Raw genomic sequence first — 15,508 nt, 5'->3', positions numbered from 1 at the left:
ATACGAGACTACCCATTTTCATTTGTAAAACGAGTTAAGCTTGAACTTGCGGAGTTTGCGTTGGTGGTCTTAGCACTTTTAAAAGTTCAAGTCGAGACTTTGTTACAGTGGCTGTTACACCCAACTTAGATAAATTCGAAACAATCTTTTTCAAATCTACTTCTTTTTTCATACATTCCACCTCAATCTTTCCTCGATTATATAACGTTTTATTTCCAAAAAAGTTTCATTTTTGCAACTGTATGATGTCTGACGAGTTAATCTCTTTCTATCATACCATTTAACTCTGCTATAAAATTTTTCAATTCTGTTACAATGTAAATTTTTCCTTCACATAACTATTTACCATCTCATAATCAAAGCGTGGGATTGATTTCCGTTCCGACTGGGCGCTTTCCTGGGGCGTCCAGTTTCCACTCCAATCAACTATAACGTGTTAATAAATGTCATGCCTATAAACTCATTTACCACTAAATAGAAAAAATTAAACATAAAAATATAAAATATCGATATACCCTCTAGTAGTATATCCCAGGGATAATTTAATACACTATGCGACAATCGATACAAAAAATTAAAAATGGAATGAGTCCTTTTAGTTACTTTAAAGATTGTCATTAATTTTAAGTATCAATCTAATTCCATTGTTAACAGTCTGCCGTTTTTTATACATTGTTTTAGTCCCGTTTCTCTACTTATGTCATGCATATTAACAAATGTCGTCCCCTAATTTAGTAATGAGCCATTAAACAAATCAATTATGCCTCGGTATAATTGCTTCCGGAGGCTTTTGGCCAACAAATGTTTTTTGCGCGAAAGCAAAACGAATTGTCTTCCGTCTTCTTGTAATAACAATAACAAGAGAGGTAGAATATACATACTAAAATATCATATGAAAGCAGGGTACTGTATGAAAAAGGCAATTTTATTATTAATGTCTGTTCAATTCCTCGTCTACCTAGGGTTTGGAATTATTATACCTGTCTTACCCGAGGTTGTAGTTCAGCAAAATTGGGATGAAATACACGTAGGTGGCCTACTTACAGTGTACTCTCTTGCAAGTTTTTTCACTGCACCATTTTGGGGTATGCTGTCCGATAAGGTAGGTCGTAAGCAACTTATATTAATGGGCCTAGTTGGTTTTAGCTTAAGCTTTGTTATTTTCTCTTTATTTATTGATAATTTAGCAATGTTGTACTTCTCACGTGTTGTGGGTGGTTTATTCTCAGGCGCACTTTACACAGCCGTGACAGGCTTTGTAGGAGATATGTCGAGTGAGGAGGATCGCAATAAATATATGGGTCTCATGGGCATGTCCATCGGGCTCGGTTTTATTTTCGGTCCTGCAATCGGTGGAATGCTAGGACACTATAGTCTGCAACTGCCATTTATCGCTTCTGCAACATTAATTGCACTACTATTTATTTATGCAAGTTTCGTTTTAAAAGAACCTACAAAACGAAAAGATACAAATAAACGTGCCATTGTGCCAAAGGGTGCGACTAAAATGCTGCAGTACCGTGTGCGTTATTTATTTATGTTCTCATTTTTAGTGACTTTTATGCTGGCTGGTGTAGAAGCAACGTTCCAGTTATTCCAAATTGGTCGAATTCAAATTACACCGTTACAAATAGGTTATTTGTTTATGTTTAGTGGCTTTGTAGATGCGGCTATTCAAGGTGGTGTTGTTAGACGTATTAAAAATGGAAGCGAGACAACTTGGTTAATAGGTGCACAAATTGTCACAGCGATGGGTATGCTTTTATTTACTTTAACAGCTAACTTATTTATGGCAGGCTTTGCTCTTTGTGTTTTCACAGCAGGAAATGCACTCGCAAGAACATGCGTCGTATCTCTTTCGACTAAAGAATCTGGTGGTCAATATGGGACTGCCGCGGGTCTTTCCTATTCAATGGATAACCTAGGACGCATTCTAGGTCCACTACTCTTCACTTGGCTATTTACGATACAATCTAGTCTAGGCTATTATACTTCAGCAGCAGTAGCAGTCTTTTCTATAAGTTTAATATTTATTTTTAAAGCATCAAATAAATCTTTACGACTTGAATAATTTGTTGATAAAAAGCCGTAACTTAATAGTAATTCGAGGTTTATAGAACACAGCAAGGGATATTATCTCCTTGAAGCAGAATATCGGAGGCCTCTGCATGAACGAAATAACAAATCTTTTACTTCCAAAAGAGTTAGAATCGTTTCGTTTTGAAATTGAAGATACACTACTTTCAGCAATAATTATCACGCCGTATAAACGTTCGACTACACTTACGGAAAGTAAATTTGCAGGGGAACCTTATTTACCCTGTCACCAAGCATATCCGAAAGATATTACAGGCGAACCTATGCGGCTATTAGCTCAAATTAACTTTGCAGAAATGCCACCACTGAAGGATTTCCCATCTGAGGGTATCTTGCAATTTTTTATTTCATCTAATATTTTTGTAAATGCTGATCATTATCACGAGGATATTTTCCAGCAATTTTATAAAATACGTTTTTATCCTACCGTAAATTTTAAAGCTACGGTCCCTAGTCAGGAGTTTTTAGCACAAACAGCAGATGATCCGTTCCCTATTCACCAGGAGTTAGCATTACAATTTCAACTGATCCAAGAACCTGTATCTGCTTTAGATTATCGCGCGATACACTATTTACCAAACTTAATTCCTTCATCTGAAGATGTTGATTTACGTGAGATTTATTTACAACACTTCTTAGGGGCTGGAGCTAAAATTGGTGGTTATGCCTATTTTTTAGAGGAAGATATCCGTCACGAATCTCAGCTCCTTAAACGATATGATGTATTGCTACTCCAAATAGACTCTAATGATGAAATTGGTATTATGTGGGCAGATAGCGGCGTTGGGAAGTTTTTCATTAACCGAGAAAAGCTTCTTCAAGGAGATTTTTCTGATATTTTATTTCAATGGGAGCATTATTAATCTTCATTTGGCAAATGTGCGAAGAAAAAGTGGCAGCTTACAACAATCACGACGGCGAAATTATTTTGGATTACCTCGTTCTAGTTTTGGAGGTAATCCTTTTCCGCGCTTACCAACAATTTCTTATCTTCTTTCCACATATAAAGTAAGCTATACTAGATATATTGCGAAAATATAGTAAAGGTAGGTGTAGGAATGAGTATTTTTACAGACTTAGGATTTCTAGTATCTTTAATTATGTTTGTCAATATTTTAGCAGCATTGGTCATAATTTTTTTAGAGCGTAAAGATGCCACTTCTACATGGGCATGGATTCTCGTACTATTTTTCATTCCATTAGGTGGGTTTATTTTATACTTGCTATTCGGACGACAATTACGGAGAAAACATTTATTCCGTTGGGAAGGACGCAAGGATATTGGTATCGATAACCTCATTAGCTATCAGACAGAAGCGATCCGAGATGATACATTCGAGTTTCGTATAGAAAATGCGGAAAATTATAAAGAAATGATTTATATGCATCTTAAAACAAACAATGCAGTATTAACGCAGGACAACCACATTGATATTTTTGATGATGGTGCAAATAAATTTGAGCAACTTCTGAAAGATATTGAGGTAGCAAAAGATCATATTCACATTCAATATTATATTTTCCGTCTAGATGACTTAGGTACACGCATTATTGATAAGCTTATTAAAAAAGCAAAGCAAGGGGTTAAGGTAAGAATCTTATATGATGAAATGGGCTCACGCAACGTTAAAAAGCGCCATTTCAAGGAATTGCTTAGTGCAGGCGGTGAAGTCGAAGTATTTTTCCCATCTATTTTCCCACTTATAAATCCTCGTTTAAATTTTAGAAATCACCGGAAAATCGTTGTAATTGATGGCCGTATTGGTTACATCGGTGGCTTTAATGTCGGGGATGAGTACCTTGGTCTACAAAAGAAGTTTGGCTATTGGAGAGATACACATTTACGTATTGAGGGTAGTGCAGTACATCCATTACAGACACGCTTTTTACTTGATTGGAATCAAGCTAGCGAGCAACAAAAAATGGGTTATTCGGACCGTTACTTCCCGGCTATTCCGAAAAAAGGCGATGTAGGATTACAAATCGTTTCTAGCGGCCCTGATTCTGAATGGGAACAAATTAAAATTGGTTATTTAAAGCTTATCAATATGGCAAAAAAATATATATATATCCAAACGCCATATTTCATACCTGATGTTAGTTTTTTAGAAGCTATTAAAATTGCAACGCTCTCAGGCATTGATGTAAGGATCATGATTCCGAATAAGCCTGATCATATGTTTGTTTATTGGGCTACATACTCATACGTAGGACAATTATTGCGTGCAGGAGCAAAAGTTTATATTTATGAGAAGGGCTTTATTCATGCTAAAGCAATTATTATTGACGATGAAGCATCTACAGTCGGGACTGCAAACCTTGACGTACGAAGTTTCAGTTTGAATTTTGAAGTAAATGCCTTTATTTATAACTCAACGATTTCACATCAGCTTGCTGAGCTGTTTGAAAAGGATATTTTTGATTGTACTGAATTGACTTGGGAAATGTACAAAAATCGTTCTACACTGATTAAATTTAAAGAATCAATTTCACGCTTATTAACACCTATCTTGTAGAATGTAGAAAAAGGAAGAGAGCTAGTTCATTAATGATGAACAACTCTCTTCCCTTTTTTATTTCACACCTAAATATTCTTCTAGCGTAATATTTTGTTTTTTTATATCTTTTGCTATGTCTACACCAACATAACGGTAATGCCATGACTCATACATATAACCTGTGATATCTTCTTTATTTTTGGGGAATCGTAAAATAAAGCCGTAGTCTTGAGCGTGTGTAAATAACCATTGCCCCGCTGGTGTTTCACCGAATTCTTCAGTTAACCATAAATCATCTTTGCCTTTCTCCCCTATATCAAAGGCCAAACCTGTTTGATGCTCTGAATAACCTGGTCGAGCACTATAGCGATCAGCCGCAGCTTGCCCATCACGTTTAGCGTAATTATTATATAATGTTGTTTGATATTCAAAAGATCGATAGCCGCTAAAGGCTACTAAATCAAAACCTTGTTGTTTTGCTGCAGCAATCATTTTGTTCAGAGCTTGACGTGCCTCAGGATCCTCTCCAGGCGTAAAGGTAGATGGTAGAGGATATATTTTATTCGCTAATAAAATACCTTTGATATATGTCGGCTCAGTTGGTAATGTTTGATTTGGGATATAGCCATTTTCATCTGGCTTCTGTTCTGGCTTAACAGGATTATCTGCTGTTTTTTTCGGCTCTTCTTTTGCAGGTGAATCTTTTTTAGTTGGCTCCGCTGCTTGTTGATCATGTTCATCTGATGCATTACTTACCGGTTTATTTTTATAGTTATAAACTACGAAAATAGATACAATAAGCGCCACTGAAATTAAAGCACCTAGGATGAGTGGTAAACGTTTCTTTTTCACTTTTTTTACCCCTTTTAAAGTTATCCAGTACTACAGTAAGTATCCTCTTTCAAAGAATTTAGAAAGAATAGTCTAGTAAGTACCGATACTATTTTGTACTATATTAGTTCATCACCCAAAGTTATGGATACGTTTGTTAAACGTCTACTATGTGAATAAGTTGATTGGAGTGGAGACTGGCGACTCCTTGGGGATTGAGACCCTGGAGTGAGCACATCCTGCTTCTGCCGCTACGTTAGCACTTCGCTTTCGCGCAAAAAATATCTGTTGCCCCAAGCGGCTCATCGGACGCCCCCAGGAAGCTTTGCTTTGCGCGAAAGCGAAGCGTCAGCAACAATGTTTTATCTGTGCGAAAGCGAAGCGACAGCGACAATGTTTTATCTGTGCGAAAGCGAAGCGGCAGCGACAATGTTTTATCTGTGCGAAAGCGAAGCGGCAGCGACAATGTTTTATCTGTGCGAAAGCGAAGCGGCAGCGACAATGTTTTATCTGTGCGAAAGCGAAGCGACAGCGACAAAAGAGCCCAGTCGGAACGGAAATCAACCACACGTTGTGGCGATGATCCACTATATTGGTATAGTCTCATTTTAGCACTGTTCACAATTTAGGGTGTAGATTTTCACCAATGATTTTTAAACTTCTTTCACCGAGTGTCCCAATACCTGCACCTGTCGCTTCGCTTTCGCTACAGACAAAGACACGTTGCTGCGGCTGCGTTAGCACTACGCTTTCGCACAAAAAACATTTGCAGACCTGAGCACAAAGTCGATTCCGGACGCAATTATGCCGAGGCATAATTGATCATTAGTCTGTGAGAATAATAATAAACACTACTATAGAAGCAATTGAGAAAAAGATTGCCATGTACTTCATCCACTTTGCCTCTTTTACATACCCTTGCTCTTTAAAACTTTTTGCCCTAAAACCATTCGATACGGCAAACATAATAGTCATTGCCAATACCGCAAAATTAAAATTACCCATGATAATAAATACGATAGCCGCAATACTAAAAATCGCGACTAAAATAGATGTTAACCACTTTATGTTCATCTTGCTGTCCTCCTAAAAAAATCGAGGCTACATAAGCGCCTCGACATAAATTATTTTATGAGTTTACTTTTTCCGGATGCTCCGAATAAAATTTTCGACCGATATATGTTTGAATAATCAACAATGCACCGCTGACAGACCAGTAAAGTGGTAGTGCTGCCATAGATGACATCGAGATAAAGACAATCATAATTGGTGAAATATAAATAAACATTTTCATTTGTGCTTTTTGTTGCTCTGGTACTGTCCATAAAGATACACGTGCTTGAACTAAATATACAAGACCTGCAACAATTGTCATAGCGATATCAGGTGAGCCTAAGCTAAACCATAAAAATTCGTGTGCTTTCACATCTGTAGAATATAAAATGGAGAAATAAAGACCCATGATAATTGGCATTTGAATTAACATTGGTAAACAGCCCATGTTGAGTGGATTAATACCATGTTTTTGATATAATGCCATCATTTCTTGTTGATACTGCGTTTGTTCTTCTTTTGTCTTTGCTTCCTTCATCTTCTTCTGAACAGCTTCCATTTCAGGCTTAAACGCATCCATTTTCATTTTCATCTTTTGTTGCGAACGATAATTTTTTAACATAATCGGCATTAAAATTAAACGAATAAGAACCGTAATAGCGATGATTGCTAAACCATAGCTACCTGAAAAAATAGTGTTACCGAAAAATTCTAATAAAAATTCCATTGGTTTTACAAAGATACTATAGAAAAAACCTTCTTTGTTTTGCACAGCTTCACAACCACTAAGAACAAAAACGGCGATTCCAAGCATTGAAAATAGCTTCAATTTTTTCATTTTTCCACCTACTATTTTTTATCAACTAAAATGAAGTATACATTATCGGGTCTATCTTTATCAAATAGCAAGTGCTACTAATTCCATAGTATAAAAAAAGAAGCGAGCTTTAGCATCGCTAGTATGTCCGCATCTATTTAATAATCTTATTTATAACTCATTGTTAATAAAACTAAGTATACTTCTGGCTTTCAACTATGCCTCGGCATAATTGCGGCCGGAGGCTTTAACTTATTTCAGCGGATGTTAGGACACCCGCTGAAATAAGTTAAACGTTTTGAAGCTCTGATTCCGCCATCTCAAAACGATAAAACTCATGATGTAGCTCGTCTCGGAAATGCTTGGGCGTTACCCCAGTATATTTTTTAAAGATGCGGGTAAAGTAGCTTTGGTTACAGAAATGGAATTGATCTGAAATAGAAGTAATACTTTTATTAGTGTGTCTAAGGTAGTACTGTGACTCTTCTACTCGACGTACATTTAGATATTCAACTAGTGTAATACCAACATGTTCTCTAAAAATACGCGATAAATGACTAGTACTTATATGGAAGTTATTTGCGATGCTTTCCACTGTTAAGTCATTTTCCAATTCATCATTTATATACATAATTACTTTATTAACTGTTTGGTGACGGAAAGTCGGTTGCTTGCGATCTGCAATAAAATAGACAAAGAAATCAATTAAATCGTCAGCGAATTGTAAAAATTCTGCGTCTTTCATTTGATTTTCGATCATATCATTACAAGCAATGTTAAAAGCAAATGCTTTCTTCGAAGGAACTTGATTGTCTAGCAATTTACGAGCAACAATTGACGACAAAACAGAAAAATAACTTCGAACAATTTTAATGACTTGTTTGCCAAAACGTATTGAAAGAATATCAATTAATTCATGCAAGGTTTTCTTAGCCTTTACAGATTCTAAATGGTAAATTTCAAATATTAATTTCGACTCAATATTAAAAAATTCTTCTATACCGATGTATTGGTTAATACTATCGATCTCTTGAAAGTATCTTTTGGATATCGTTTCTGACATAGAATGTTGATGTAGTTGCATAATCTTCCCCATCTTTCCTCAGATTGCACGAATTACTCTTTTGCAATTTTTGACAACGATCTGTTTCGTATAAGAAAATAGTATTTCCTAATTAATTTATGAATTGAGTCATATTTCACAATTATATTATTGAATATAACTTAAAAATAACCCAACTAAACCACCAGTTACAAAAAAAATAGACTATAAAGTGAATTTTACCATATTCTGCGATTTCCTTTCAACCACATTTTATCCATGGCACTAGTTCTAATTTATCACATATTCATAGTAGAAACCTCGTAAACTTATTTACCTACACTTAGATTTTACCATATACATATCAAAATGAATTAGTAATTATTTAAAAATTGTTACAAATTATGTAATGCATTTCACAACTTTATATTTCATCAATCGACATTTCTCTTTTTTATTCCGAAATCTTCTCTATATAATTTATACGAATATGTAGTAAAATAGATGATAATACTATTTTTAAAAGTTTAGACGAGGTGTTAATAGTGGATCCAAAACAAATAGAAGAAATTATGGAGATTATTAAGGAGTTCTTCCCCGAGAACACTTCCATTGCAATTTCCGATACAAACGAGTACTTGTACTACCAAGCAAGCAAAAAAGTTGATTTAAAAATCAAACCTGGTGACCCAATTAAAGAAGGTTCTGCAGCTCATAAAGCGTTAAACTACGGACAAAAGATTAGCTCTTACATTGAGCCTGATGTATTTGGAGTAGCATATTACGGCATGAGTATACCTTTAATGGAGGAAGGTGAAACTAAGGGTGCTATCACTGCAATCTTCCCACAAAAGCCGTCAGCATTTTTAACGAACTACATTACAATCAAAATTGATGATTGTTGGTACCCAATCAAGCATGATCAGGTCATTTATCTTGAAACACAGCTTCGAAAAACATTTGTTAAGACAATGAGCCGTGAAGGATATCACCGTTTAAACCTAAGTGATCTTGAGCTATTTTTAGCACCTGACTCATTTATACGTTGTCACCGCTCTTATATCGTTAACATTGACTACATTGATGAAATTCAACCAGATTCACATTCAACGTTTTTATTAATCATGAAAGACGGTACTCGTATTCCAGTCAGCCAACGCTACGCAAGTTACTTCCGTCGTTCTTTAGGTTTCTAATTTTGATAAGTACAGCGAGCATTTTTTATTGTTCGCTGTACTTTTTTCTTACTAAATTTATATACCCATTATCAACAGTTTGGGATGGCATTAGTTAAAGCTCTCAAATGTACCAGGAAAGCGCACATCGAAACGGAAATCAACCCCTCATTTTGTTGTTTAATCATTTATATTTAGAAAATTTCCACTGTAGCTCTACATTAAAACGTTTTCTCTGTCGAAAATTCGTTTTTATGCTCATTTTTCCTCTTTTTACTCAATTTAATGCTATTTCTAAAGTTTTTGTGACAATTTGGTGATAGTATTATTCAAATGGTTGGAGTCATACTACAACTGAATAAACAGAAAATTCTTACGTATTTTTTCTAGTTTTGTAATCGGTTTCCATCAAACTTTTTAGGGGAGGATTTTTTTATGGATGCAAATGTTCAAAAACGCCTAGGCTTAAAAGAACTTGAAAGTAAAATTGTTACTGCTGAAGAAGCTGCAGCACTGATTTCTGACGGTGATGTAGTTGGTATGAGTGGATTCACTCGTGCGGGGGACGCAAAAGTTGTTCCTATGGCTTTAGTAGAGCGCGCTAAAAACGAAAAATTCAAAATTGATGTATATACAGGAGCTTCTTTAGGACCAGAAGTTGATAAATACTTAGCTGATGCTGGTGTTATCCGCAAACGTGGACCATTCCAAGGAGATTCAACTATCCGTAATTTAATTAACACTGGTGATGTCCTATATGTTGACGCTCATCTTTCACATAACGCTGAATTAGTTCGTCAAGGAATTATTGGACCAATTAAATATTTAATTCTTGAAGCTGTTGCTATTACAGAAGATGGACTTATTATCCCAACAAACTCTGTAGGTAACTCACCAATCTTCGCTGATTACGCTGAAAATATTATTGTCGAATTAAATATCTCTCATCCAGAAGCGTTAATAGGTATCCACGATATCTATGTACCAGGTGAGCAAGGTCAACGTGAAGCAATCCCAATGACTGATGCTATGCAACGCATTGGTGACATCGGTATTAAAGTAGATCCAGCTAAAATTAAAGCGATTGTTATTTCTGAAGAGCCAGATGCTCCTTCATTAATCGTTCCGCCAGATGAAGAAACACAAACAATGGCGAACATTTTATTAGACTTCTTCAGCGATGAAATTAAAGCTGGTCGCTTAACAAAACAATTAATGCCATTACAATCTGGTGTAGGTTCTGTTGCAAACGCTGTACTTGACGGCTTCGCAAATTCAGAATTTGAAGATTTAGTTGTTGCTTCTGAAGTACTTCAAGATGCTGTATTCAACTTAATTGATGCTGGTAAAGTTAAATTTGCAGCAGCTACTTCAATTACACTGACTGAGGAATTACAGAAAAAAGTATATGGCAACCTAGAGAAATATGCTGATAAAATTTGCTTACGTCCACAAGAAATTTCTAACCACCCAGAGCTTATCCGTCGTTTGGGTCTAATCTCAATCAACACTGCTCTTGAATTAGATATCTATGGCAACGTAAACTCAACACACGTATCTGGTACTCGTATGATGAACGGTATCGGTGGTTCAGGTGACTTTGCACGTAACGCACGTCTAGGTATTTTCGTTACTAAATCATACGCAAAAGGCGGCGCTATCTCTTCAATCGTGCCAATGGTTTCTCACGTAGACCACACTGAACATGATGTTGATGTAATCGTAACTGAGCAAGGTATTGCTGACTTACGTGGTCTTGCACCACAAGAGCGTGTACCTTTAATTATCGAAAACTGTGCACACCCAGATTACAAAGAACAACTTTGGGATTACTATAACCGTGCGCTAGAAGCAACTGGCGGCCATCAAACACCTCATATTTTAGAGGAAGCACTTTCATGGCACGTAAATCTTGCTAAAAACAAAACAATGAAAAAAGAAGTTGCTAAAGCTTAATTTTCATTATTCAGGAACGCCTCATAGGTTAAAACCTTATGAGGCGTTCTTTTTTTGTTGAAAATGGTATAATAAGAGTGATATTGATTCTCACTTACAATTTCCCATCGGAGGAACTATGAAGAAACTTATTTATTTGATTATATTCTTTTCATTTTTCGACTTATTTACCCAGCTTCCTGTCATGAGTACATATGCTGAATCCTTAGGGGCATCAGCCTTCATTACCGGCCTAGCAGTAGGTATGTATTCTCTTTCCAATACATTCGGTAATATTATCTCTGGATTTTTAACGGATCGTAAGGGACCATTTACTATTTTAATCCTAGGACTTTTAACAACAGGTCTTTCACTATCACTTTATAATTTAGTAGAAGATCCTATTGTTCTATTAGTAGTCCGCTTTATACATGGATTAGTTGCGGGCTTTATCGTTCCTGCCGCTTTCACATTTTTAGCAAATGCAACTGAGCAAGAAAAAAGAGGTAAGGGTAGTGCTATCTCTGGAGCATTCGTTGGCATTGCAGCAATAATCGGCCCCGCATTTAGTGGAATTTTAGCGAGTCGAACTAGCGTACCATTCGTTTTTAATATAACAGCAAGCTTTATGCTCTTGTTAGGTATACTTGCCTTCTTTTTACTAAAATCAAATCAGGTAAAAAAAGAAAAGTCTGCTCCAACTGCAAATATTCCTTTTTATGTACTTTTTAATAATATAGGTGCATTAAAAGCCTTTACCAGTGCATTCTTTTTGATGTTTTCTCAAGGGGTTATTGCCTATCTCCTTCCTCTAAAAGTACAATCTTTAGGCTTTGATTCGCGCTTAAGTGGAACTTTGATGAGTACATTCGGAATTATTGCTGTACTCATATTTATTTTGCCGACTAACCGCATTTTCGATAGGGTGGCACCAATTAAAACATTATCACTTGGTATAAGTTTAATGGGGATAAGTCAATTATTAATTAGTCAGGCGGATTCAAGTACGTTACTTTATATCGCAATGGCCTGCTATGGTATCGGGTTTGGCTTCCTATTCCCATCAGTAAATTCACTTTTAATCGACTCTACGACTGCTGAAGTTCGTGGAAAAGCCTATGGTTATTTTTATGCCTTCTTTTCACTAGGAGTTGTTCTAGGTTCCTCATTGCTCGGTTGGCTCTCTCTAGGTATTGTCAGTGGCTTTATATTTACCGGAATTGTATTATTAGCATTTGCAACGATCATTATATGTACACAAAAAAGACCTTCTCACGTGAAATGAGAAGGTTTTTTGTTATTAATTCTTTTTTTCATGAATTTCTTCATGATAGTAATGGATACTAGTATGTCCCCCACCTTCAGCAACCATTTCGTTTGAAGCTATTTTTGTTGGAGACGTTCCAGCTTCTGTCGCTACTTCAGTCGATATACGTTCTGATATGTCTTTGTGCATCTCCATATTCGTTGTATTCAAATAAGATGCTAATTTAGATTTTGTACTATTGAGCATACTTAATGCTTTATCACGATTTTCTTTTTTACTTAAATAAGATGCTGCTAAAGCTAGCCCTGCAATCACAACACCTGTTCCTTTACCTTTTGCCATTATAAATCCCTCCCCAAAATATAGAATCTGGCTCTATATTTTATCTTTTCCTTATTATCTGAGGACTAAACATAATTTTTATATACATTACAGCATATATAAAAAGAGAGAACTCATTTATAACCCTTTTCCTCTATCATATAAACAAAATTCATAGTAAGTCTGTTTTCCAAGACATAGTTAATCATCTTCCTACACAATTTTATTGCAGGTATTTATTTCTTGCTTATTATCAAAACTATGAGTGACATTTAAGCGTCCAATCGAAACTGAAATCAATCCCACGTTATGGTAATGAGCTATTTTTTCGTAAATATTTATGATTGCAAATGACAATTAAAGGGAAATAATGTATTAATACAAATAATTGGAGAGTGATTATCGTGAAAGATTTGGATTCAGTATATGATTGGGTAGACATGGCTTCATTAATAGGCGGAGCAGGCTTCTTAACATTACTAATTTATAGTATTTTACTGTAAGGAGCAGCATGGATGATTTGCTAAAAATCAATCTTTCAGCGGAGGTTTACTAAAACATTTGTAGCTGACTTTTCGCTTTCGCTACAAAAACACCTACTGAAATAATTTAAAAGGCAATCCGCTTTATCTAACAAGCAGATTGCCTTATTTTTCATCCCGCATTAACGGGCAGTAAGTTTCACCATAAAATTTGAAATAAGATGAGATTAAAACTGCCCGAAAACGCCCGATTGGTGAAAACTAATAATCAGTGGGGATAAAAAAATCCCCACTGATCAAAGTTTCACTTTATTGTTTTACATCATTATAATCATTAGATTTTTCAAAAGCCGCAACTACATACGAGCAAACAGCTTCCATTTTATAACCTTTTTGACGTGCATAAGCTGCAGCATGATCCAACAATTTCTTTGCCACGCCTTGGCCACGGAGCTTATCTGATACATATGTGTGATCCATTACCATTACTTGACCCTTTTGTTGCCATGTAATTTCCGCTAATCTTTCCCCTTCTTGCTCATAGACAAAAGCAAGCTTATTTTCTGCTAGCTGTTGTAATTGAAATTCCATTTCTCACCACTCCTTTTTCTCATAGTAACATAGCTTTTTTACTGTGGCACTTAAAAAAGTCCATCCATAAAAAATAAAAGAATCTGCTACCTTCCTCTAGCAATCAAGAGAAAGTGTTGCAGATTCTTTTTTGAATTAATTAAACCATGACGCAATTGTATCCTTTAAATCAGCAAAGAAATTTTTCACGCTTTCCCAGAATCCTTTATCTTCCATTAGCGATCCAAATTTATCTTTAATCGTATTGCTAATATCATCTAATTGTTTAGACCATTGACTAAAATCAATGTCAAGTTTACTAATTTTGTTCATTAAATCAACTAGCAATTGACGATCCTTGTCACTTAAATTAATTTCAAGCTTGTTTAATTGCTCTTGCACAATCTTTTCAACCTCTTCTTTAGTTGCTGGTTTTGATTCTGCAATATCTTTTTTGATTTCTGTTAGTAATTCTGCAACCTTAGCATCGTCCACGCCTGCCGATTGCGTTAGAGTAGTTGCTACTGATAGTTCGTCATTCGCAACATCTGTACGATCAGTATCAAGCTTTTCACCTGTTGTTACTTCGTAAGCTTTGTATATTCCAACAAGCGCTGAATGACCTGTTACTGCTTTAGGCGCCGCCACTTGTACTGTTGCATCTTCAATACCTGCAGTTAGCATGGCATTCGCATACATTTCAGAAGTAACCTGTGTAATATTTGACGGTGTAACAATTTCAATAACTAAGCCTTCTCCTGCATTCTTACGTGTAATTTTGGCAGAAGAATACATACGAGAGCTTGAATTACTATCTTTAATATATTTAGCTAAGTCTTGACCTGAAACTGTAATTTCTTCAACTTCAGGCTCTTCTTTAACTTTTAATGACTCTTTAACAGACTCTTTTTCAGCCTCAGATAAGTTTGCACCATATACGACGATTGGTACTCCTAATTTTTCATCAATTGCTTTAGGTGGCGTATTATCGGCTGCAAAACCTGTTGCTGGTGCCATCACGCCAAATACTAACATAGTCGCAGTTAGTATTTTTATCCACGTTTTTTTCAAATTGTGTGACCCCTTTCGTTAGAAAACTCTTTTGGCCTGTATAATGTTTGCCCATTAATTATGCCTCGTCCGGATCCGGCTTTGTACTTGCATTAAGAGCTCCTTTCCGAATCCGTGACATCCTCCCGCAGCTTTAGGCCAACAAATGTTTTTGCGCGAAAGCGTAGTGCTAACGTAGCGTCAGCAACGTGTCTTTGTCTGTGCGAAAGCGAAGCGACAGCAACACAGCACGATGCTGGTCCACTCAGTCGTTGCCACAGGACGTGGCGTTCTTAGACTGAGTTCCTCTATGTCAACGGATATTTGGCCACATGCTAAAAGAAGGTAAGCAATAATTAGTACGAAAAAA

The 15,508-nt window shown here is 36.0% G+C and carries 16 protein-coding genes; 7 read left to right on the top strand and 9 right to left on the bottom strand.

Annotated elements, in window-relative coordinates; all coding sequences use genetic code 11:
* Positions 1-34: 34 nt before the first annotated feature.
* Positions 35-172 (bottom strand): Lmo0850 family protein, encoded by a 138-nt coding sequence (locus tag ACZ11_RS26495; RefSeq protein ID WP_169776064.1) that lies wholly within the window; start codon positions 170-172, stop codon positions 35-37.
* 738 nt (positions 173-910) lie between these two features.
* On the opposite strand from ACZ11_RS26495, the gene ACZ11_RS02515 reads away from it, so the two are divergent.
* The 3 genes from ACZ11_RS02515 to cls all read left to right on the top strand — a co-directional run bounded on the left by ACZ11_RS02515 (position 911) and on the right by cls (position 4,613).
* On the top strand, positions 911-2,071 hold the full coding sequence (locus ACZ11_RS02515; protein ID WP_049663410.1) for an MFS transporter: 1,161 nt from the start codon (positions 911-913) through the stop codon (positions 2,069-2,071).
* A gap of 97 nt (positions 2,072-2,168) precedes the next feature.
* Entirely contained in the window at positions 2,169-2,960 is a 792-nt protein-coding gene (locus ACZ11_RS02510; RefSeq protein WP_049663408.1) for a YwqG family protein, read from the top strand.
* Positions 2,961-3,155: 195 nt separating this feature from the next.
* Positions 3,156-4,613, top strand: a complete 1,458-nt coding sequence (cls, locus tag ACZ11_RS02505; RefSeq protein ID WP_049663405.1) for a cardiolipin synthase — start codon at positions 3,156-3,158, stop codon at positions 4,611-4,613.
* A gap of 57 nt (positions 4,614-4,670) precedes the next feature.
* Here cls and ACZ11_RS02500 read toward each other — a convergent pair whose 3' ends face one another.
* The gene (locus ACZ11_RS02500; RefSeq protein ID WP_049663402.1) at positions 4,671-5,447 is read right to left on the bottom strand and encodes a M15 family metallopeptidase; all 777 of its coding nucleotides are present in this window, start codon (positions 5,445-5,447) and stop codon (positions 4,671-4,673) included.
* 309 nt (positions 5,448-5,756) lie between these two features.
* On the opposite strand from ACZ11_RS02500, the gene ACZ11_RS02495 reads away from it, so the two are divergent.
* Entirely contained in the window at positions 5,757-6,038 is a 282-nt protein-coding gene (locus tag ACZ11_RS02495) for a hypothetical protein (protein WP_049663401.1), read from the top strand.
* A 6-nt stretch (positions 6,039-6,044) separates the two neighbouring features.
* On the opposite strand, the gene ACZ11_RS27170 is transcribed toward ACZ11_RS02495, so the two are convergent.
* From ACZ11_RS27170 to ACZ11_RS02480, 4 genes are all read right to left on the bottom strand, one after another.
* Positions 6,045-6,170: a hypothetical protein gene (locus ACZ11_RS27170; RefSeq protein ID WP_269079305.1), complete on the bottom strand. Its 126-nt coding sequence runs from the start codon at positions 6,168-6,170 to the stop codon at positions 6,045-6,047.
* 81 nt (positions 6,171-6,251) lie between these two features.
* Positions 6,252-6,500: a hypothetical protein gene (locus ACZ11_RS02490; protein ID WP_049663398.1), complete on the bottom strand. Its 249-nt coding sequence runs from the start codon at positions 6,498-6,500 to the stop codon at positions 6,252-6,254.
* A gap of 55 nt (positions 6,501-6,555) precedes the next feature.
* Complete coding sequence (gene yidC / locus ACZ11_RS02485) at positions 6,556-7,317, bottom strand: membrane protein insertase YidC (protein ID WP_049663397.1); 762 nt, start codon at positions 7,315-7,317, stop codon at positions 6,556-6,558.
* A gap of 268 nt (positions 7,318-7,585) precedes the next feature.
* Entirely contained in the window at positions 7,586-8,380 is a 795-nt protein-coding gene (locus tag ACZ11_RS02480) for a helix-turn-helix transcriptional regulator (RefSeq protein ID WP_049663395.1), read from the bottom strand.
* Positions 8,381-8,883: 503 nt separating this feature from the next.
* On the opposite strand from ACZ11_RS02480, the gene ACZ11_RS02475 reads away from it, so the two are divergent.
* The 3 genes from ACZ11_RS02475 (at position 8,884) to ACZ11_RS02465 (ending at position 12,733) form a co-directional block, all read left to right on the top strand.
* Positions 8,884-9,534 carry a LytTR family DNA-binding domain-containing protein gene (locus ACZ11_RS02475; RefSeq protein WP_049663393.1) on the top strand — a complete coding sequence of 217 codons (651 nt, stop codon included), beginning with the start codon at positions 8,884-8,886 and terminating at the stop codon, positions 9,532-9,534.
* A 414-nt stretch (positions 9,535-9,948) separates the two neighbouring features.
* Positions 9,949-11,469, top strand: a complete 1,521-nt coding sequence (locus ACZ11_RS02470; protein WP_049663390.1) for a succinate CoA transferase — start codon at positions 9,949-9,951, stop codon at positions 11,467-11,469.
* Between the two features lie 118 nt (positions 11,470-11,587).
* Entirely contained in the window at positions 11,588-12,733 is a 1,146-nt protein-coding gene (locus tag ACZ11_RS02465) for an MFS transporter (protein ID WP_049663387.1), read from the top strand.
* Positions 12,734-12,748: 15 nt separating this feature from the next.
* On the opposite strand, the gene ACZ11_RS02460 is transcribed toward ACZ11_RS02465, so the two are convergent.
* The 3 genes from ACZ11_RS02460 to ACZ11_RS02450 form a co-directional block, all read right to left on the bottom strand.
* Positions 12,749-13,057 carry a hypothetical protein gene (locus ACZ11_RS02460; RefSeq protein ID WP_049663385.1) on the bottom strand — a complete coding sequence of 103 codons (309 nt, stop codon included), beginning with the start codon at positions 13,055-13,057 and terminating at the stop codon, positions 12,749-12,751.
* 770 nt (positions 13,058-13,827) lie between these two features.
* Positions 13,828-14,109 carry a GNAT family N-acetyltransferase gene (locus ACZ11_RS02455; RefSeq protein WP_049663383.1) on the bottom strand — a complete coding sequence of 94 codons (282 nt, stop codon included), beginning with the start codon at positions 14,107-14,109 and terminating at the stop codon, positions 13,828-13,830.
* 135 nt (positions 14,110-14,244) lie between these two features.
* Entirely contained in the window at positions 14,245-15,159 is a 915-nt protein-coding gene (locus ACZ11_RS02450; RefSeq protein ID WP_049663380.1) for a DUF1002 domain-containing protein, read from the bottom strand.
* Positions 15,160-15,508: the final 349 nt, after the last annotated feature.

The sequence above is a fragment of the Lysinibacillus xylanilyticus genome (assembly GCF_001183605.1).
Taxonomy (GTDB): Bacteria; Bacillota; Bacilli; order Bacillales_A; family Planococcaceae; genus Lysinibacillus; species Lysinibacillus xylanilyticus.
Note: the sequence above shows the minus strand (reverse complement) of the source record. Positions and strands in the feature narration are given on the sequence as shown.